This is a genomic window from Nocardia sp. NPDC046763 (assembly GCF_040645495.1).
Classification (GTDB): domain Bacteria; phylum Actinomycetota; class Actinomycetes; order Mycobacteriales; family Mycobacteriaceae; genus Nocardia.
In genome coordinates, this window is the sequence record NZ_JBEYYI010000001.1 from 372329 (window position 1) to 391783 (window position 19455).

The 19455-nt window shown below is 67.5% G+C and carries 20 protein-coding genes; 11 read left to right on the forward strand and 9 right to left on the reverse strand.

Annotated elements, in window-relative coordinates:
• Positions 1 to 36: 36 nt before the first annotated feature.
• Positions 37 to 963 carry an LppP/LprE family lipoprotein gene (locus tag ABZ909_RS01755; protein ID WP_356995692.1) on the reverse strand — a complete coding sequence of 309 codons (927 nt, stop codon included), beginning with the start codon at positions 961 to 963 and terminating at the stop codon, positions 37 to 39.
• 228 nt (positions 964 to 1191) lie between these two features.
• On the opposite strand from ABZ909_RS01755, the gene ABZ909_RS01760 reads away from it, so the two are divergent.
• From ABZ909_RS01760 to ABZ909_RS01775, 4 genes are all read left to right on the forward strand, one after another.
• Positions 1192 to 2619 carry an MDR family MFS transporter gene (locus ABZ909_RS01760; RefSeq protein WP_356995693.1) on the forward strand — a complete coding sequence of 476 codons (1428 nt, stop codon included), beginning with the start codon at positions 1192 to 1194 and terminating at the stop codon, positions 2617 to 2619.
• 119 nt (positions 2620 to 2738) lie between these two features.
• Entirely contained in the window at positions 2739 to 3872 is a 1134-nt protein-coding gene (locus ABZ909_RS01765) for a methyltransferase (RefSeq protein WP_356995694.1), read from the forward strand.
• Positions 3873 to 3924: 52 nt separating this feature from the next.
• Positions 3925 to 4851, forward strand: coding sequence for an LLM class F420-dependent oxidoreductase (locus ABZ909_RS01770; protein WP_356995905.1), 927 nt, complete (start codon positions 3925 to 3927; stop codon positions 4849 to 4851).
• 183 nt (positions 4852 to 5034) lie between these two features.
• Entirely contained in the window at positions 5035 to 5892 is an 858-nt protein-coding gene (locus tag ABZ909_RS01775) for a Bax inhibitor-1/YccA family protein (protein ID WP_356995695.1), read from the forward strand.
• 92 nt (positions 5893 to 5984) lie between these two features.
• Here ABZ909_RS01775 and ABZ909_RS01780 read toward each other — a convergent pair whose 3' ends face one another.
• The 3 genes from ABZ909_RS01780 to ABZ909_RS01790 all read right to left on the reverse strand — a co-directional run bounded on the left by ABZ909_RS01780 (position 5985) and on the right by ABZ909_RS01790 (position 8403).
• Positions 5985 to 6323, reverse strand: coding sequence for a DUF1330 domain-containing protein (locus ABZ909_RS01780; RefSeq protein ID WP_356995696.1), 339 nt, complete (start codon positions 6321 to 6323; stop codon positions 5985 to 5987).
• 202 nt (positions 6324 to 6525) lie between these two features.
• A complete protein-coding gene (locus ABZ909_RS01785; RefSeq protein WP_356995697.1) occupies positions 6526 to 7743 on the reverse strand; it encodes an acetyl-CoA C-acetyltransferase in 1218 nt (405 codons plus the stop codon).
• Positions 7744 to 7938: 195 nt separating this feature from the next.
• Positions 7939 to 8403, reverse strand: a complete 465-nt coding sequence (locus tag ABZ909_RS01790; protein WP_356995698.1) for a hypothetical protein — start codon at positions 8401 to 8403, stop codon at positions 7939 to 7941.
• Positions 8404 to 8484: 81 nt separating this feature from the next.
• Here ABZ909_RS01790 and ABZ909_RS01795 point away from each other — a divergent pair, with 81 nt between their 5' ends.
• On the forward strand, positions 8485 to 9873 hold the full coding sequence (locus tag ABZ909_RS01795; protein WP_356995699.1) for a cystathionine beta-synthase: 1389 nt from the start codon (positions 8485 to 8487) through the stop codon (positions 9871 to 9873).
• Between the two features lie 153 nt (positions 9874 to 10026).
• Here ABZ909_RS01795 and ABZ909_RS01800 read toward each other — a convergent pair whose 3' ends face one another.
• A complete protein-coding gene (locus tag ABZ909_RS01800) occupies positions 10027 to 10587 on the reverse strand; it encodes a DUF6529 family protein (protein ID WP_356995700.1) in 561 nt (186 codons plus the stop codon).
• A gap of 224 nt (positions 10588 to 10811) precedes the next feature.
• Between ABZ909_RS01800 and ABZ909_RS01805 the strand changes: the two genes are divergently transcribed.
• From ABZ909_RS01805 to ABZ909_RS01815, 3 genes are all read left to right on the forward strand, one after another.
• Positions 10812 to 11057 carry a hypothetical protein gene (locus tag ABZ909_RS01805; protein ID WP_356995701.1) on the forward strand — a complete coding sequence of 82 codons (246 nt, stop codon included), beginning with the start codon at positions 10812 to 10814 and terminating at the stop codon, positions 11055 to 11057.
• Between the two features lie 332 nt (positions 11058 to 11389).
• Positions 11390 to 12034 carry a transglycosylase SLT domain-containing protein gene (locus ABZ909_RS01810; RefSeq protein WP_356995702.1) on the forward strand — a complete coding sequence of 215 codons (645 nt, stop codon included), beginning with the start codon at positions 11390 to 11392 and terminating at the stop codon, positions 12032 to 12034.
• A 256-nt stretch (positions 12035 to 12290) separates the two neighbouring features.
• Positions 12291 to 13496 (forward strand): hypothetical protein, encoded by a 1206-nt coding sequence (locus ABZ909_RS01815; protein ID WP_356995703.1) that lies wholly within the window; start codon positions 12291 to 12293, stop codon positions 13494 to 13496.
• 63 nt (positions 13497 to 13559) lie between these two features.
• Here the strand turns inward: ABZ909_RS01815 and ABZ909_RS01820 are convergent, their stop codons facing one another.
• Positions 13560 to 13904, reverse strand: a complete 345-nt coding sequence (locus tag ABZ909_RS01820; protein ID WP_356995704.1) for a DUF6401 family natural product biosynthesis protein — start codon at positions 13902 to 13904, stop codon at positions 13560 to 13562.
• A gap of 74 nt (positions 13905 to 13978) precedes the next feature.
• Positions 13979 to 15154 (reverse strand): acyl-CoA dehydrogenase family protein, encoded by a 1176-nt coding sequence (locus ABZ909_RS01825; RefSeq protein WP_356995705.1) that lies wholly within the window; start codon positions 15152 to 15154, stop codon positions 13979 to 13981.
• Between the two features lie 291 nt (positions 15155 to 15445).
• Here ABZ909_RS01825 and ABZ909_RS01830 point away from each other — a divergent pair, with 291 nt between their 5' ends.
• On the forward strand, positions 15446 to 16591 hold the full coding sequence (locus ABZ909_RS01830; RefSeq protein WP_356995706.1) for a cystathionine gamma-synthase: 1146 nt from the start codon (positions 15446 to 15448) through the stop codon (positions 16589 to 16591).
• Between the two features lie 195 nt (positions 16592 to 16786).
• On the opposite strand, the gene greA is transcribed toward ABZ909_RS01830, so the two are convergent.
• Entirely contained in the window at positions 16787 to 17278 is a 492-nt protein-coding gene (gene greA / locus ABZ909_RS01835) for a transcription elongation factor GreA (protein WP_154789804.1), read from the reverse strand.
• A 244-nt stretch (positions 17279 to 17522) separates the two neighbouring features.
• The gene (locus ABZ909_RS01840; RefSeq protein WP_356995707.1) at positions 17523 to 17939 is read right to left on the reverse strand and encodes a DUF4307 domain-containing protein; all 417 of its coding nucleotides are present in this window, start codon (positions 17937 to 17939) and stop codon (positions 17523 to 17525) included.
• 228 nt (positions 17940 to 18167) lie between these two features.
• On the opposite strand from ABZ909_RS01840, the gene mca reads away from it, so the two are divergent.
• Positions 18168 to 19070: a mycothiol conjugate amidase Mca gene (gene mca, locus ABZ909_RS01845; RefSeq protein ID WP_356995906.1), complete on the forward strand. Its 903-nt coding sequence runs from the start codon at positions 18168 to 18170 to the stop codon at positions 19068 to 19070.
• On the forward strand, positions 19070 to 19381 hold the full coding sequence (locus ABZ909_RS01850) for a hypothetical protein (protein ID WP_356995907.1): 312 nt from the start codon (positions 19070 to 19072) through the stop codon (positions 19379 to 19381). Before mca ends, ABZ909_RS01850 begins: the two co-directional genes overlap by 1 nt.
• Positions 19382 to 19455: the final 74 nt, after the last annotated feature.

Consider the following 19455-nt stretch of genomic DNA (forward strand, 5'->3'; position numbering starts at 1 on the left):
CCGCCCGGTGACAGCTCGAGCCCGGTGACGGCTCGATCAGCGGCAGATCTGGCTCGCGACATCGGCCGGCACACCGATCTCGGTGCAGTGCAGGGCGCTGCCGAGGTTCACCGGCTTCCAGCCGCCGTCGGCTGCCACGTAATGGAACAGGACCTGGGCCCGGTTGACCGTGTTGTTGTGGGTGCCGCTGTGGGCCATCGCCCACTCGCCGGCGCAGTCGATCCGATCCTCGAGTTCGACCGGCTGCGCCAATCGCGACTCGATGTCGGTGCCGCGCAACGCCTGGAGCAGAACGGTTTTGGTGACCGGGCACACCGGCGGGGTGCCCGCGGAACTCGGATCGGTCACCTCGGCCGGGAAGTCACGGTCCGGAGTGACGGTGTGATCGTCGGCGCCCAGAGTGAGAGTGACGGTGACCGGCCCGCCCGAGGGGCAGCAGCTGGCGTCCTGACCGGCCAGCCACCGGTACTGGACCTGGACACTGCGATCGGACGAGCCGACCACCTGGGTGTAGGACATCGACTTCTTGGTCGCGGTGCCCAGGTAACCCGCGTGGTTGAACAGCATCACGTGCCAGGGCGAGCTGGCGGTGCCGTGCGGAGTCCCGGCGAGCACCCACAGCAGGGCGGGGCAGGAGCCGACTGAGGCATCGGTGCCGCTGTCCGCGTAATACCCGTCACCGCCGACACCGGGGCCGAGGCTGCCCAGCGCGGCGGTGACCACCGCCGACTTCAGATCGACGCATTTGCCGTTTCCGGCGGTGGCGGGTGCGCCGTCACCGGCGGGCTGCGTGGCGCCCGGCGACTGCTGAGGGGCGGGGGACTGAACAGTTCCCGATGCGGTCACGGTGGCGGAGCTCGGCATCGACGACCCGCCGGTCGCCGGTGTCGAGCCGCCGTCCTGGCACGCCGCCGCCAGGGCCACCGAGGCGACCGCCGCGATGATGCCAACGATTCTCTTCATGAAAAGTCCCTCCCACTCGGTACTACCGAGCACGTCGAGTCCCACGCGCAAATCGTTGCGCCCCCGCTTTCATGGGCACGCCGGCACGCTGTCGGCGCGACCGCCTGCTGGCCGTTGCGAGCCTTCGTATTTCGCGTCCGGCACGATCCGGCTCGACCGGGCCGGGAATAGCGGTCCAGGTGGGGTGTTCGACTCTGTGGTGAGTTGTGTTGAGGGAAGGGGCCGCCGGTGACGGCTACGGATGTGAAGGCGTCGATCGGGTTGCGGTCGGAGCGGGGGCCGATTCTCGCGGCGATCATGTTGTCGACGTCGCTGGTGGCGTTGGACTCGACCATCATTGCCACCGCGGTGCTGACGATCACCGATCAGCTCGGTGGGTTCGCCCAGTTCCCTTGGCTTTTCAGTATCTACCTGCTGGCGCAGGCGGTGACGGTGCCGATCTACGGGAAGCTCGCCGACATGGTGGGGCGGAAACCGGTGATGCTGTTCGGGATCGGGGTGTTCGCGCTGGGGTCGCTGTTGTGCGGGCTGGCGACCAGCATGGTCGCGCTGATCGCGTTCCGGGCGGTGCAGGGCATCGGGGCGGGCGCGGTCAGCCCCATCTCGATGACCATCGCGGGCGACATCTACACGGTCCCGGAGCGGGCCAAGGTGCAGGCGTATCTGGCCAGTGTGTGGGCGACCTCGTCGGTGCTGGGGCCGCTGCTCGGCGGCGTGTTCTCCGAGTACATCAGCTGGCGGTGGATCTTCCTGATCAACCTGCCGCTGGCGGCGCTGGCGGCCTGGATGATCCTGCGGAACTTCACCGAAAGCGCTCCGCGGCAGAGCCATCGGATCGACTACCTCGGCGCCGGACTGCTCACCGTCGGGGCCGGGGCGCTGATCCTGGCCCTGCTCGAGGGCGGCCAGGCGTGGGCCTGGGGCTCACCCTCGAGCCTGGCCCTCTTCGTCGGCGGCGGGGTGATGCTGGCGGTGTTCGGGCTGGTGGAGCGGCGGGCCGCGAATCCGATTCTGCCACTGTGGGTTTTCACCCGCCGCATCGTCGTGGCCAGCAGCCTGGCCTCGCTGCTGGTCGGCGCGATCCTGCTGGGTCTCACCTCGTACGTGCCGACCTTCGCGCAGGGTGTGCTGGGCAGCGGGGCACTGATCGCGGGTCTCACCGTCGGCGCTCTCACGCTGGGCTGGCCGGTGTCGGCGTCGCAGGCCGGAAAGGTGTACCTGCGCATAGGTTTCCGGGCGACGGCGGTGATCGGCAGTCTGTTCGCCGTGGCGGGTGCGGCGTCGCTGCTGGTGGTGGACGCGCGGTCGAGCCTGTGGCAGTTGGCGATCGGCTGTTTCATCGTCGGCATGGGGATGGGCCTGGTGGCCAGCCCGACCCTCATCGCCGCCCAGGCGAGCGCCGAATGGTCGGAGCGAGGCGTGGTCACCGCCACCAATATGTTCGCCCGCTCGCTGGGCAGCGCGGTCGGTGTGGCCGTGTTCGGCGCGCTGGTCAATGCCCGGCTCGGGAAGGCCGGCCATCCAGCCGCGTCGGACCTCGCGCCGGCGGTGCACCTGGTATTCCTCGGCGTGGCGGCCATGGCGGTGGTCCTCATCGGTGCGGCCGCCGTCATGCCCCGGCGAAGCGCGGGCAACTCGGAAATCCATTCGGCGTGAACACGATCGACATGTGATTTGCGGAATCGCAGAATAGTGCCGGGCTTGGTCAATTCCGCAAAGGGGCCACCGACCGTGCCGAATGGAATACTTCGGCAATGATCTAGCACACTGTAGGTGTGGTTGAGGTCGAGGACGTATTGGGCCGGTTACGGCGGTATCCGGATGTCGAAGCGGTGAACCTGTATGCGGTCGATGCCGCCGACCGCCTCATGCTGGATGTCGCCGCAGATTCGCTGGCCATCGCCGGGGACGGGCGGGTGGCCGTGATCGACGACGGCTACGGGGCATTGACTCTGGGGGCGATCGCCGCGCACGACCTGCATGAGGTCCGGGTGCATCAGGATTTGCTCACCGGTGAATTGGCGCTTGCCAACAATGCCCGAATTGTCGGTCTAGCCGATCGCTTTTCGACCCGCGAATTGGGCGCGGGATTGCTCGCCGATGTCCGCGTGGTGCTGTGGCGGCTGCCGCGAGCCCTGTCCGGCCTGGCCGAAACCGCCGAGGCCATCGCGCGCTGGGCCGCCCCCGATGTCGAGGTCTTCGCCGGCGGCCGCGACAAATACCTGACCCCCGCCATGAACGAGGTACTGGCCGAATCCTTCGGCTCGGTGCGCGCCACCCGCGGCCGCCAGAAATCTCGCATCCTGCTCGCCGCCGAGCCCAAAATCGTTGGCGAGCCCCGCTTTCCGATCCGCAACCGGCTCGACGACCAGGGCCTGGAGGTGGTGGCGCACGGTGCGGCCTTCTCCGGCCCGCGCCTGGACATCGGCACCCGCTTCCTGCTCGACCACCTGAAGCGGATGAAGCCCGATGCCCGCGATGCCATCGATCTGGGTTGCGGCACCGGCATTCTCGCCGTCGCACTCGCCAAGGCCCGCCCCGGTATCCGGGTGACGGCGACCGACCAGTCCGCGGCCGCGGTGGCCTCCACCCGCGCCACCGCAGCCGCCAACGGCGTCGCCGACCGCGTCACCGTGCTGCAGGACGACGCCATGTCCAGCGCCCCCGACAACAGCGCCGACCTGGTGCTGTGCAACCCGCCCTTCCATGTCGGCGCGGCCGTGCACACCGGCTCGGCCATCAAGATGTTCCAGCAGACCGGCCGGGTGCTGCGCCCCGGCGGCGAGCTGTGGACGGTCTACAACACCCACCTCAACTATCGAGGCGTCATGGAGCGCATGGTCGGCAGAACAGATGTGATGGGCCGCAATCGCAAGTTCACCGTGACCCGCTCGGTCCGTCCGTTGTGACCCGCCGGATGCACAGCTGGCAGGACGTCGAACAATAGGGCGCATGGGACGAATCGATCTTCGAATCTTCACCGAACCCCAGCAGGGCGCGTCCTACGACACCCTGCGCACCGTCGCCAAGACCGCCGAGGACCTCGGCTACGACGCCTTCTTCCGGTCCGACCACTACCTGAAGATGGGCGACGCCGACGGCCTCCCGGGCCCCACCGACGCCTGGATCACCCTCGCGGGCCTGGCCTGCGAGACCCGCCGCATCCGGCTGGGCACCCTGGTCACCTCGGCCACCTTCCGCCACCCGGGCGTGCTCGCCATCGAGGTGGCCCAGGTCGACGCCATGTCCGGTGGCCGCGTCGAATTCGGTTTCGGCGCGGGCTGGTTCGAGGCCGAGCACGCCGCCTACGGCATTCCGTTCCCGGCCCAGCGGTTCCCGCGCTTCGAGGAACAGCTGGCCATCGTCACCGGTCTGTGGTCGACGCCGGTCGGCGAGACCTTCTCCTTCGCCGGTGAGCACTACACGCTCACCGATTCCCCGGCGCTGCCCAAGCCTGCGCAGCCGCGTATCCCGGTCATCATCGGCGGCATGGGCCCCGCGCGGACCCCGCGCCTGGCCGCGCAGTACGCGACCGAGTTCAACGCGCCGTTCCAGTCGGCGCAGGACAGTGCCGAGCAGTTCGAGCGAGTCCGCAAGGCCGCCAAGAACGCCGGCCGCGATCCGCACGACATCACCTTCTCCAACGCGCTGGTCGCCTGTGTCGGTGCCAGCGATGCCGAGGTGGCTCGGCGCGCGGCCGCCATCGGGCGCGAGGTGGACGAGCTGAAGGCCAACGGCCTGGCGGGCAGCCCGGACGAGGTGGTCGAGAAGATCGGCCGCTATGCCGAGATCGCCGGTACCAGCCGGGTTTACCTGCAGATTCTGGATCTGTCCGATCTGGATCACCTGGAGCTCATCGCTTCTCGCGTGATGAGCCAGCTGGGCTGAGACCGGCTTCCGGAGCGGCCGGACCACGGCTCATCGGGCGGCGCATTCGGTAAAGCTAAGGTAAAGTCCGATCCGTCCGATCTGCGGGGGTTCGGGAACTCCGGACCCCCACAGCGCGTTGGACGAGTAGCTTCAATGGCCACGACGGACGTGAGCCGCGACTCCAGAAAGGGACGCACCGAAATGCGCTCCACATCCAACCCGGTCTTCCGGAACTTGCAGCCGCAGCAGGGCGGCTACGCCGGCTTCGGCTCGGCGCCTGGAGCCGGACAGTTCCCGAACAACCCGTACGGCCAGCAGTCGCAGTACCCGGGCTACCAGCAGCCCTATCAGCCGGCCGTGCCGACCACCCGCCCGATGACCATCGACGATGTCGTGCAGAAGACCGGCATCACCCTCGGCGTGGTCACGCTGACGGCGATCCTGTCCTACGCGCTCACCTCGGCCAACCACGGCCTGGCCGGGCTGTTCCTCGCGGTCGGCGGCCTCGGCGGCTTCGCGCTCGCCATGATCATGATCTTCGGCCGCAAGCAGAACAACCCGGCCCTGGTGCTCAGCTACGCGGCGCTGGAAGGCCTACTGCTGGGCGCGTTCTCGTTCCTGTTCACCAATGTGCAGTTCGGTGGCGTCGGTGGATCCGGCCTGATCGCGCAGGCGGTGCTGGGCACCTTCGGCGTCTTCTTCGGCATGCTCGTGGTCTACAAGACCGGCGCGATCCGCGTCACCCCACGCTTCACCCGCATGATCGTCGGCGCCATGATCGGCATCCTGGTGCTCATGCTCGGCAACCTGGTCGCCAGCTTCTTCACCGCCGACGGCTTCGGCCTGCGCTCGGGCGGCACCCTCTCGATCGTGTTCAGCCTGGTGGTCATCGGTGTCGCGGCCTTCAGCTTCCTGCTCGACTTCGACGCCGCCGACCAGCTCATCCGGGCCCAGGCTCCGGAGAAGGCGGCCTGGGGCGTGGCGTTCGGCCTGACCGTCACCCTGATCTGGCTGTACCTCGAAATCCTGCGCCTGCTCAGCTACTTCCAGGACAGGTAGTCCGGGAAGGGCTGACGCGCAGCTGAATACATGAGCGGGCGGGCATCGGAATCCGGTGCCCGCCCGCTGCTGTGTAGCCAGCCTGAGAGCGTTCAGTCGTTGGTCACCACCTCCTTCAGGACGTCGGTGGCGACGTGATCCTCGCTGCAGTCGGCGGCCAGGACCCCGACACTGGAGCAGTTGCGCAGGCGCAGCGGCAGGATCTCCTGGTAGGCGGCCGACTCGTACCAGTCGGTCACGGCCTGATAATCGGGGAACTCGATGACGATGACGCTCGCACTGGCCGGGCCCTCGATCACCCGCTGCGTGCCGCCGTGCACGATGAACTTCCCGCCGTAGGGCGCCAGTGTGCCGTCGATGCGCTCCAGGTATTCCACGATCTCGGCATTGATGTCGACGTCCCACAGGTTGGCGATGGCGTAGGCGGGCATTTCAGGCTCCTCGGTCGGATTGCTTTGCTGCCCTTGATATTTCCGCCCGCCGGGAACGAAGTCGATTACCCGCCTGGTAAAGCCGACTCCTGAAGGGTGTGGGGGCACAGCCCCCCACCTTCCCTCAAACGACTTGGGCCGCCCGACCATAAGGTCGGGCGGCCCAACTAATTCCGTAGCTCGGCTGCGGGTGTCTCCAGCCTCAGCTCAGGCGCTCGATGATCATCGCCATACCCTGGCCGCCACCGACACACATGGTCTCCAGACCGAACTGCTTGTCGTGGGTCTGCAGGTTGTTGATGAGGGTCGCGGTGATGCGGGCACCGGTCATACCGAACGGGTGGCCGAGGGCGATGGCGCCACCGGAGACGTTCAGCTTGTCCAGGTCCATGTTCAGCTCACGGGCGGAGCCGAGAACCTGCACGGCGAAGGCCTCGTTGATCTCGTACAGGTCGAGGTCGTCGATGGTCATGCCCGCGGTCTTCAGGGTGTTGGAGACCGCCTGGATCGGGCCGAGGCCCATGATCTCCGGGGACAGGCCCGAGACGCCGGTGGCCACGATGCGGGCCAGCGGGGTCAGGCCCAGCTCGCGAGCCTTGGTGTCGGACATGACGACCAGGGCGGCCGCGCCGTCGTTCAGCGGGCAGGCGTTGCCGGCGGTGATGGTGCCGTCGGCGCGGAAGACCGGCTTCAGCTGCGAGATCTTCTCGTAGGTGGTGCCGGCGCGCGGGCCGTCGTCGGTGGTGACGATGGTGCCGTCGGGCAGGGTGACCGGGGTGATCTCCCGCTCGAAGAAGCCGGACTTGATGGCCTCCTCGGCGCGGTTCTGCGAGCGCACGCCCCAGTGGTCCTGGTCCTCGCGGGAGATGCCGGTGTAGGAGGCGACGTTCTCCGCGGTCTGGCCCATGGCGATGTAGACGTCCGGGAGGATGTCGTCGTTGCGCGGGTCGGTCCAGGTGGCGTTGGACTCGGCGGTCGCCTTGGTGCGGGCCTCGGCCTCGGCGAACAGCGGGTTGTGCGAGTCCGGCCAGCCGTCGGAGGTGCCCTTCGGGAAGCGCGAGACGGTCTCGACGCCGGCGGAGATGAACACGTCGCCCTCGCCGGCCTTGATGGCGTGGAAGGCCATACGGGTGGTCTGCAGCGAGGACGAGCAGTAGCGGTTGACGGTGACGCCCGGCAGGGAGTCGTAGCCCAGCTGCACGGCCACGGCGCGCGCCATGTTGAAACCGGCCTCACCGGCGGGCTGGCCGCAGCCCAGGTGCAGGTCGTCGATGTCGGAGACAGCGAGCGAGGGCACCTTGTCGAGGGCGGCGCGCACCATCTGCGCGGCGAGGTCGTCCGGTCGCATGCTCACCAGAGAACCCTTGCCAGCGCGGCCGATGGGCGAGCGGGCGTACGAAACGATGACGGCCTCAGCCATGAGGACTCCTTTTTTGCTGGGGTGATCCTCTTCGAATTTACGACGGGTGTGTTCCGGCTCAAACATCCGGTATGCCCGTATCCCAACTACTGAACTGTGGGATATCGCTCACTCTCGCAGCTCTCGTGCCGCGCTGCCGGCCGCACCGCGGCACGGACAGGTTCGAAGGTGGGCAGGAACAGCGATGAAGGCGAGTCACCCGGGGACGTCGAAGGCGCTGTGCGCCGGGATGTTCGGCATGTCGGTGTAGACGGTGACGATGATGTGCCCCGGCCCGGTGTTCTGGAACAGGGCGTAGTGCTCGCTGCCGTAGAAGCCGGCCAGCACGGGAACTCGATATTCGCCGGCGGCGCCGGTGTCCATGTTCCGCCATGCGACGGTGGCCACGGTGATGCACTGCGGGGCGAAGCTGTACTCGCCCGGATCGAACCCGGCGACCGGCAGCGCCTGGATGTTGATGATCGCCCGGCCGGGCCACTGCGGGCCGGTGTCGGCCCAGGACCGGATATTGCCGCCACAGATCAACGCATCGTGATAAACGCTCGGGACCTGCGGGAATTCGATGGTTGCGGCCTCCGCGGGCGTGGCCGCGACGATCATGGTCGCGAGGCCGGAGGCGGCGAGCAGGGAGGCGGCGGGAACGCTCGTCGGCATCCTCATGGGGCCGATCGTAGTTCGCCGCGCCGTGATATCTCCGACGTGCGCGTGGGCGCGTATCTCCTTTCTGCAACGATAAGGGGTATGCGCATCGCTAACCATGTCGTCGATCTGATCGGAAACACCCCGCTCGTTCGGTTGAACTCCGTGGTGGGTCCGAACTCGGGACTGGTGGCGGCGAAGGTGGAATACCTGAACCCGGGCGGCAGCTCGAAGGACCGCATCGCCGTCAAGATGATCGACGCCGCCGAGAAGGCCGGGCTGCTGAAGCCCGGCGGCACGATCGTCGAACCGACCTCCGGTAATACCGGTGTGGGCCTCGCCCTGGTCGCGCAGCAGCGCGGCTACAAGTGCGTGTTCGTCTGCCCCGACAAGGTCAGCGAGGACAAACGGAACGTGCTGCGCGCCTACGGCGCCGAGGTCGTGGTCTGCCCGACCGCGGTCGCGCCGGAGGATCCGGACAGCTACTACAACGTCTCCGACCGCCTGGTGCGGGAGATCCCGGGCGCCTGGAAGCCGGACCAGTACTCCAACCCGGGCGGCCCGGAATCGCACTACGAGACCACCGGTCCGGAGATCTGGCGCGACACCGAGGGCAAGATCACCCACTTCGTGGCGGGCGTCGGCACCGGCGGCACCATCACCGGCACCGGCCGGTACCTGAAGGAGATCTCCGGCGGCAAGGTCAAGATCGTCGGCGCGGACCCGGAGGGCTCGGTCTACTCCGGCGGCACCGGCCGCCCCTACCTGGTCGAGGGCGTCGGCGAGGACTTCTGGCCCACCGCCTACGACCCGGCCATCCCGGACGAGATCATCGCGGTCTCCGACGCCGACTCCTTCGAGATGACCCGTCGCCTGGCCCGCGAGGAGGGCCTGCTGGTCGGCGGCTCCTGCGGTATGGCCGTGGTGGCCGCGCTCAAGGTCGCCGAGCGCGATCCGGACGCCGTGGTGGTCGTGCTGCTGCCGGACGGCGGCCGCGGCTACCTGTCCAAGATCTTCAACGACCAGTGGATGAGCTCCTACGGCTTCCTGCGCACCCGCCTCGACGGTTCGGACACCGAGGTGCACGTGGGGGATGTGCTGCGCGGCAAGTCCGGTGAGCTGCCGGACCTGGTGCACACCCACCCGCAGGAGACGCTGCGCGACGCCATCGAGATCCTGCGCGAGTACGGCGTCTCGCAGATGCCGGTGGTCGGTGCGGAGCCACCGGTGATGGCGGGCGAGGTCGCGGGTTCGGTCACCGAGCGCGATCTGCTGTCGGCCGTCTTCGAGGGCCGCGCCAAGCTCACCGACCCGGTCGCCAAGCACATGAGTCCGGCCTTCCCGCTCATCGGCGCGGGTGAGCCGGTCGCGGCGGCCACCAAGCTGCTGGAGTCCACCGACGCTCTCATGGTCGTCGAGGACGGCAAGCCGGTCGGCGTCATCACCCGCCACGACCTGCTTGGTTTCCTCAGCACCGGCGCCCTGTCCTAGGTCGCAGCCGAGAATTTGCCGCCCGCCGGAACCACAGCTGGTTCCGGCGGGCGGACTGCTTTTCGCGGCCGCGATTCATGGCCTGGGACAAGCGAATCCGCTTCCGCATTCGAGATCACAGCGCCGGGATTGCGAGATAACTGCGCTGTCACCTCATCTCGCGAATCCGACGGTGCGGAACCACCAGAGCGACGCTAGCGTCCACGCCAGCACGAAGCTGGTGAAGACCAGGCCGCCGAGGATCGGCAGCAGCCAGCCCGGCGTCCGCTTCAGCCGCAGCGTCAGCATTTTCGAGGCGAAGGCGCCGTAGAACAGCACGCCTGCGACGGAGTGCGCCATGACCCGGCCCGTCACGCCCGGGCCGAACTGGAAGCCGAAACTGTAGAGGCAGTAGAAGGCAACCGGCAGGCTGAGCAGGAAGGCCAGCACGCCGGACAGTCGGTGGTAGATGTGCACCGATCGCGGCGCGTGGAAGCGGTAGATCCAGACGGCGGTGAGCAATTGGCCGCCGATCAGCAGGAGCACCACGCTGCTCAGGTACGCCTTGAAGACCTGCGGCGCGGAGAAGCCCCAGGTGGGCAGGGGCTGGGTGCCGGGCCAGTAGTAGGTGCCGGCCATCCCGAGCGCGATCGCGACCGCGGCGCCGGCCAGCAGCACCGGCACCGCGATCAGATTGCGCCGAGACGCGGTGAAAACGTCTGTCAGCAAGGACATCTCGCCTCTGTGAATGGTGTTGTCGGAAGGGGGCATTGGAGATACCGCCACGGGTTACAGCGGGTCAGATGTGTCCTTCGCGGTGCGGGCGGGGGCTCGTCGGCACGGCATTCCGGTGACCGGAACGGTGGGTCCGGTGGGCCGTCAGCGCCTCGGTGACCCGGCTGAATGCGGTGGCCGGGTCCCGATTCCGGGCACGCGCCGTTGTGATGCCGCTATATTGCGTGAAGATTGTGACGAATGTGATTTGTGATAACCAATGTGAATTTGCTGTCCTGTTACCTTCGGAATGTGAAACGCCGATGAACGCCGAGAAATCAGGCAAATATCGGTATATCGCGATCTTGGGGCGATATTTTTCTGTGATCCGAAACACTTTGGGTTTCGAATTGAATGACCAGGTCAGCGCATGTATTGATGCAGGTCCCGGCGTTGCCCAATGGGCCAGTTCACCTTCTGTTCACTTTTGATTCAGGCTGTGTTCACAATGCGCAATCAAGCTGTGACCTTGTCGGAAACAGACCGCAAGTCTGAATGGCGCAAGGAGATGTGAACACACATGCGGAACGTGATCACAACATCGGTGCGATGAGGCACCGCGGCCGGAAGGTCGCAAGGTCTCCACTGCACTCCGCGCAGTGTGCCAATTCCATTGACCCATACCGGGTTTCACAACAGCACACAACAGCCCGAGGTACGCAGACGGGCGTCGTGAGACGCCCATATGTTCCTGCGCTGCCTTCTTCAGGCCCGCGAGCCCGAAACCGAACAGGAATCCAAATTCGCCATGCCCACGAATGTTATGACTGCTCTGAGTGACCCTGCTAGACGTAGCAAGGTAGTTGCTGCTGCTCGTACTGCCGGCGCCGCCGCCCTCGCCCTGGGTGTCTTCGGCTCCATCATCACCGCCGCCGGCGCCGCCGCCAGCGGAGATGTCCAGCCGGCCGCGCTGAAGGCCTCCCTGTCCGTCGCAGCGCCCGCCGCCGCTCCGGCCAAGGAGCAGCCCGCCCCTGCCCCCGCACCCGCACCCGCGGCCGCCGTCGCGGCTCCGGCCCCGGCGCCTATGCCGGCCCCGCTGCCCGCTCCCGAGCCGGCTCCGGCCCCCGCGCCGCCCGCCCCCGTCTACGAGGACAACCTGGACGGCTGGATCCACCACGCGCTGGACATCATGGCTCAGCACGGCATCCCGGGTAGCTACGACGGCATTTACCGCAACATCATTCGCGAATCCAGCGGCAACCCGCAGGCGATCAACCTGTACGACTCCAACGCGGCCATGGGCATCCCGTCCAAGGGTCTGCTCCAGGTGATCGACCCGACATTCAACGCGTACCACGTGGACGGCACCGCCTTCGACGTCTGGGACCCGGTCGCCAACATCGTGGCTGCCTGCAACTACGCGGCGCACCGCTACGGCTCGATGGACAACGTCTTCAGCGCCTACTGATCCGATCCGGTCCGACGACGTACCGGACGACACCGCGATGGCCTGCCCGATGAGGGGCGGGCCATCGCTGTCTTCTCGGCCCGCGGTGCCTGTCGCTGGAGTCTCAGTGGCGGTCGTAGCGCCATTTGGCAAATTGCAGGCATCTGATTTGGCAACTATTTCGCAAACGAGCTAACTCGACGACCGACCAGGCGTATAACGACCCCGAAGAGCAGTTCCGGCACACGGCCGGAACAGATAGCGAAGGGACGGGGTCATGCACACCTCGAGTTCGGCTATCGATATCCAGTTCGGACAGGGTCTCTCGAATGCGTGGAGTTCCATTGCCACGTGGGTGCCCAAATTCGTCGGGTTCCTGGTCATTCTGCTCATCGGCTGGTTCGTGGCCAAACTCGTGGCCAAGCTGGTGACCCGGATCCTGAACCGAGTCGGGTTCGATCGGCTGGTGGAACGCGGCGGCATCAAGGACATGCTGGCCCGCGGTCGTTACGACGCCACCGGCATCATCGCCAAGCTGGCGTACTACGCGATTCTGTTGATCACGCTGCAGCTCGGCTTCGGCATCTTCGGCCCGAACCCGGTGAGCACCATGCTCAATGGCATCGTGGCCTGGCTGCCGCGGCTGGCGGTCGGCATCGTCATCGTCTGTATCGCGGGCGCGATCGCGCGCGTCGTGCAGGACATGGTGTCGAACATGCTGAGCGGTCTGGACTATGGCCGCATGCTGGGACGCATTGCGGCGGTGTTCATCTGGGGTATCGGCATTATCGCGGCCCTCAATCAGATCGGGGTGGGGACCTCGGTCACCATGCCGATCCTCATCACGGTGCTGGCGACGATCGCCGGTGTCCTAATCGTCGGTCTCGGTGGTGGCCTGATCCGGCCCATGCAGGAGCGGTGGGCGGGCTGGCTCGACGCCATCGAGGGCGAAATGCCCGAGGTGAAGGGGCATGCGCAGGCCTATCAGCGGGGCCGTGAGGATGCGGCCCGCCAGCGGCAGGCGCGCGAGGAGGCCATGTGGGCGCAGCGCGCGGCCACCCGGCCCATGATGGCGGGGCAGGGCATGGGCCAGATGCCTCCGGGCAAGTGGGCAGAGCCGCAGGGCGGCCAGACGGGTTACGGGCAAACGGGATACGGCCCACAGGGCGGCCACGGACCGGGCGGCGGTGGCCAGATGCCGCCGCCGCAGCCTGGGCAGATGCCGCAGCAGTCCGGGCAGATGCCTGGACAACCCGGGCAGATGCCGCCGCAGCAGCCTGGGCAGATGCCGCCTCAATCCGGCCAGATGCCTGGACAACCCGGGCAGATGCCGCCGCCCCAACCCGGGCAGATGCCGCCCCAACCCGGCCAGATGCCGCCGCCCGGACAGCCGATGCCGCCCGGACAGCAGCCCCCGCATTCCAGCGGGCAGATGCCGTGGCCCGGCAGCCAGGACCAGGGCGATCGCGACGATATGGGCTGATCCCACGCCGTCGGAAACCGAGCAGCCCCGGGGATTCCACCCCGGGGCTGCTTCATGGTGATGTCAGGAGGCGCGGGCCAGGGAGCAGACGCCCGCCAGGCGCAGGTGGAGCCAGTCGGCATCCTGCCAGTCGAGCAGGGAGTGGGGGAGGATGGCCTCGGCTTCGCGCAGGTCCTCGAGGATGCCGCGGGCGTAGCCGGCCAGCAGGACACTTGCCGGGACGAGGTTGGAGTTCTCGACGCCGAGGTCGAGGATGTCGCGGACGGCCGCGGCATGCTGATCGATCGCTGCGGACACACCGGGGAATACGGCCGCGGCCTCTGCGGCGGGGGCTCCGTGGGTGCGCTGCAGGCGGTTCAGGGTTTTACGCGCCGAAACGACGAGCAACGCGGAGCCGGGCACAAACACCCGGTGATGCTAGCAATCGACCGGCACCTCGGGGACCGGCTGTGACATATCGCGCAATTGGTCGGAACTTCCGCTCAGCGGAACGCTTTCGCGCCTGTCAGGGCCTCGCCGAGGACGAGCTGGTGCACTTCCGCGGTGCCCTCGTAGGTGAGGACGGACTCCAGGTTGTTGGCGTGCCGCAGCACCGGGTACTCGAGGGTGATGCCATTCGCGCCCAGGATGGTCCGGCACTCGCGCGCGATCTTGATGGCCTCGCGGGTGCTGTTCAGCTTGCCGGCGCTGATCTGCTCGTTGGAGATCTCGTGCCGGTCCTTCAACCGGCCGAGGTGCAGCGCCAGCAGTTCGCCCTTGCCGAGTTCCAGCGCCATGTCGGCGAGCTTGGCCTGGGTGAGCTGGTAGGCCGCAAGCGGCTTGTCGAACACCTCGCGCGTCTGCGCGTATTCGATTGTGGCGGAAAGGCAGTCGCGGGCCGCGCCGAGCGCGCCGAAGACGATGCCGAACCGCGCCTCGGACAGGCAGCCCAGCGGTGCGCGGAGTCCGCGGGCCTCGGGCAGCAGGGCGTCGGCGGGCAGCCGGACGCCGTCGAGGGAGAGTTCCGCGGTGATCGACGCGCGCAGCGACAGCTTGTGCTTCATCTCGCGAGCGCTGAAACCCGTTGTGTCCGTGGGTACTACGAATCCGCGGATCACATCCCGCTCACCCTCGCGCGACTGCGCCCACACGATGGCCACATCCGCGACCGACCCGTTGGTGATCCACATCTTCGACCCGTCGAGGATCCAGTCGTCTCCGTCTCGCCGCGCCCGCGTCCGCATGCCGCCCGGATTCGAGCCGAAGTCCGGCTCGGTCAGCCCGAAGCATCCGATCACCCGGCCCGCCGCCATCTCCGGCAGCCACCGCAGCTTCTGCTCCTCGGACCCGTACTTGTGGATCGCCGTCATGGCCAGCGACCCCTGCACCGAAACCATGCTGCGCACACCCGAATCCACGGCCTCCAGCTCCAGGCAGGCCAGCCCGTACGCCGTGGCCGACGTCCCCGCGCACCCGTACCCGTCCAGATGCATCCCCAGCAGCCCGAGCTTCCCCAGCTCCGGCGCCAGTTCCCGCACCGGAAACGTCCCCGCCTCGAACCACTCCGCCACCCGCGGCCGCAATCGCTCCGCCGCGAACGCGCGCACCGTATCCCGGATCGCCCGCTCCTCGTCACCGAGCAGGGAATCTATAGCGAACAGCTCGTCCACGGAGACCATGCGCCCCACGATAAGACCGCCTCCACCCTGCCGACAACGCCGCGCCCCACCTGAACTCGGCCGCAGCCGCACTACACAGGTGCCATGCGAACGCAACAACTGATTTCGCGAGGCGAGGGTAACTCGCCGGGTACGACCAAAATCGGTTCGGCACCCAACCGCCGGCACGGGTTGCCACCAGCAGACGGCTCTCAGCCGTCCGCTGAATACTCGGGGAGGCGGAGGAGCGAGGCGGGAGAGCGGCGGGGGAGCGGCGGGGGAGCGAGGCGGGGGAGCCCTTAGGCTGTCCGCATGAGCGATCAGCTGGGTTTCTCCACACGAGCGGTGCACGCCGGGTTCGATCCGGACCCTCAGACCGGTGCGGTGAACGTGCCGATCTATGCGAGTTCGACGTTCGCCCAGGACGGGGTCGGCGGCATGCGTGGCGGGTACGAGTACGCGCGCACCGGGAACCCGACCCGCACGGCGCTGGAGGCGAACCTGGCGGCGCTCGAATCCGGTAGCTACGGGCGCGCTTTCGCCTCGGGTATGGCGGCCACCGACTGCGCGATCCGCGCGAATCTGCGGCCCGGTGACCACATGGTGATCCCGAACGACGCGTACGGCGGGACCTTCCGGCTCATCGACAAGGTGTTCACCCAGTGGGGGATCGAGTACTCGGTCGCGCCGGTGTCGGATGTGGACGCGGTCGCAGCGGCCATGCGACCCAACACCAAGCTGGTGTGGGTCGAGACACCGACCAACCCGCTGCTGAACGTCGGCGATATCGCGGCCCTGGCCGAGGTGGCGCACACGGGCGGCGCGAAGCTGGTGGTGGACAACACCTTCGCCTCGCCCTACCTGCAGCAGCCGCTGCTGCTGGGCGCCGACATCGTGCTGCATTCGACCACCAAGTACCTGGGCGGGCACTCGGACGTGGTGGGCGGCGCGCTGATCACCGACGATCAGGAGATGGACGCCAAGTTCGCGTTCCTGCAGAACGGTGCGGGCGCGGTCCCCGGCCCGATGGACGCCTTCCTCACCATGCGCGGCATCAAGACGCTGGCCCTGCGCATGGACCGGCACTGCGACAATGCCGAGACCATCGCCGAATTCCTCTCCAACCACCCCAAGATCGCCCAGGTCATCTACCCCGGCCTGCCCGAGCACCCCGGCCACACCGTGGCCCAGAAGCAGATGCGCCGCTTCGGCGGCATGATCTCGGTCCGCGTCCACGGCGGCAAGGACGCGGCCCTCGCCTTCTGCGCCAAGACCAAGGTCTTCACCCTCGCCGAATCCCTCGGCGGCGTCGAATCCCTGATCGAGCACCCCGGCGCCATGACTCACGCCTCCACCGCCGGCTCGGCCCTCGAGGTTCCCGCCGACCTGGTCCGCCTCTCCGTCGGCATCGAGGACATCAGCGACCTGCTCTCCGACATCGAGCAGGCGCTCGCCTGACCATGACAAAAGCGAAGCGCCGCACCAACATTTGGTGCGGCGCTTCGTCGTTGCTCGGAACGCGACAACTGATTTCGCAAGGTTCCGGGTAACTCACCGGTACGACCGAAATCGGTTCGCCTCCAAACCTCCGGCACGGGTGCGGGACGGTCAACGGCTCTCTGCCGCCCGCTGAAGTCCCGGGGAGGCGGGGGCCTAGCTGTGGTAGGGCTCCGCGGAGACCAGCGTCACCTTCATGGTGTTGCCATTGGGCAGGGTGTATTCGCGGGTTTCGCCGACCTTGGCGTTGATGAGGGCGCCGCCCAACGGGGAGTTGGGGGAGTAGGTCTCGAGGTCGGCGCTGCCGAGGCCCTCTTCGCGGGTGGCGATGAGGAAGGTTTCGGTGTCGGACTCGTCACCGTCGTAGTAGACCTTGACGACCGAGCCGGGCAGGGCGACGCCGGACTTCGTGGGTGCGATGCCGACCTTGGCGTTGTTCAGCAGTTCCTGCAGCTGGCGAATGCGCGCCTCCTGCTGGCCCTGCTCTTCACGGGCCGCGTGGTACCCGCCGTTCTCCTTGAGATCGCCTTCTTCACGGCGCTCGTTGATTTCGGCCGCGATGACGGGACGGTTGGCGATGAGCGCGCCGAGTTCGCTCGTGAGCCTTTCGTGCGACTCCGGGGTCAGCCAAGTCACGGTCTCAGTCATCTCGATCACTCCCTAGTAGTTGTCCCCGGCAAGCCGGGATTCCCTGATGCCCGCTACCGTGGCCATCCGGAGATGGGCACAGCAGCAGTGGACAGCCAGAGCGATCCCTGGGGAGAGTCCCGACAGCGCCGGCCGTCAATGCAGCAAACACGGCTCCGAACGTCGGAACCGTGTATCGCGTCATTTTAGCACGATTCGGAAAGGCGCTGGTAGAAGCGTCAAAGCGGGTCGCCTAACGGACGATTCACCCGGCGCGCAGGTAGGCCGGCACATGGTCGCTGCACCCGTAGACATTGCCGGCGCCGGCCCGTCGGGTGGTCTTGATCGTGGTAACCACCCGGACGGTGCCGGCGTCGGAGCCGGGCACCAGGATCTCGCGGCGGCCGACCTCGTCGGTGTCGCCGTCCATGGCGCGCACGAAGCAGACGACCGCCTGGCCCGGATCCTTGCGTGTCACTTTGAAATCCACGCTGACCGTGGAGTCGTCGACGATCGTGTAACCGATCCGATCCGGTTCGACGGCCTGCGGTCCGTAGGTGCGGTAGCCCAGATAGGAGACGCCGAGCCCGGCGAGGATGACGACCGCTCCGAGGGCGTAGGGGAGCCAGCGGCGGGTCTTCCGAGGCGCAATCCCGTACCGGTCAGCCGGTCTTTCACTCATATCGGGGACGCTCCCGGGGGGTAGGTCGGAACAAACAACGATCGGATGGAACTATAGGGAATGCATATCTGATGCCTGTGCCTGGACTCGGCACGTGCGGTCAGGGTTCGGAGGAGGCAGCTTGCGTAACCACGTAGGACCCCTGCACGTGCCAATTGATACAGCTCGACGCTACGAGGTGGAAAACGTGATCGGTGAGGTGAACGAGAAGTGAGTGGTCTTCGCCTCATGGCGGTGCACGCGCATCCCGACGACGAATCCAGCAAGGGTGCGGCGGCCACCGCGCGCTACGCCGCCGAAGGCAATGACGTGCTGGTCGTCTCCCTCACCGGTGGGGAACGTGGCGACATCCTGAATCCCGCCATGGACACCCCCGGCATCAAGGACCGCATCACCGAGGTCCGCCGGGAGGAGATGGCCGCCGCCGCCGAGGCGCTCGGCGTCCGCCAGACCTGGCTCGGCTTCGTGGATTCCGGTCTGCCGGAAGGCGATCCGCTGCCGCCCCTGCCCGAGGGCAGCTTCGCGCTGGTGCCCTTGGAGGAGGCCACCGAGGCGCTGGTCCGCGTGGTCCGCCAGTTCAAGCCGCACGTCATGACCACCTATGACGAGATGGGCGGCTACCCGCACCCGGATCACATCATGTGCCACAAGGTGTCGGTCGAGGCCTTCGAGGCGGCGGGCGATCCGGAGCGGTTCCCCGACGCGGGCGAGCCCTGGCAGCCGCTCAAGCTGTACTACAACCACGGTTTCAGCCTCACCCGGCTGGAGGTCTTCGCCGACGAGTACGCGCGCCGCGGCGAGCCGTTCCCCATGCAGGACTGGATGGACCGCATGCGCAAGTACGCCGCCGAGCGCGGCGACATCATGGCGCGGGTCACCACCCAGGTCGAGTGCGCCAAGTACTTCCCGCAGCGTGACGACGCCCTGCGCGCCCACGCCACCCAGATCGACCCGAACGGCGCCTTCTTCGCGATTCCGCTGGAGATGCAGCAGCGGCTGTGGCCCACCGAGGAGTTCGAACTGGCCAAGACCCGGGTCAAGACCGCGATCCCGGAGACCGACCTGTTCGCGGGAATCGACGAGGCCGATTCCGGCTTCGACACCGCCGACACCGAGGACGCCGCCCGATGATGCTCACGCTGCTCGCCCAGGGCACCAATTCGCCCACCGGACCCGAGTTCGGCAAGGCGTCCCCGCTGGGTCTGGTCATCGTGCTGGTGCTGCTGGCCGGCACCATCCTGCTCATCCGGAACATGAACAGGCACATCAAGAACCTGCCCGCCGAGTTCTCCCCGGAACACCCGGAGGCCGACCAGGAGGCCGACGAGGGCACCGAGCACGGCATCGCGGCGCGTGAGGATCATGAGGCCACGCAGGCGGAGGACACCGAGTCCGAGCCGCACAGCGAGACCAAGCCGGAAGCCACCAACGGCACCGCCTGAATCTCCGCGCATATCCCACGACCCCGGTCCGGTGACCGGGGTCGTGGCATATCCGGGAGCGGCCGGAACAAACC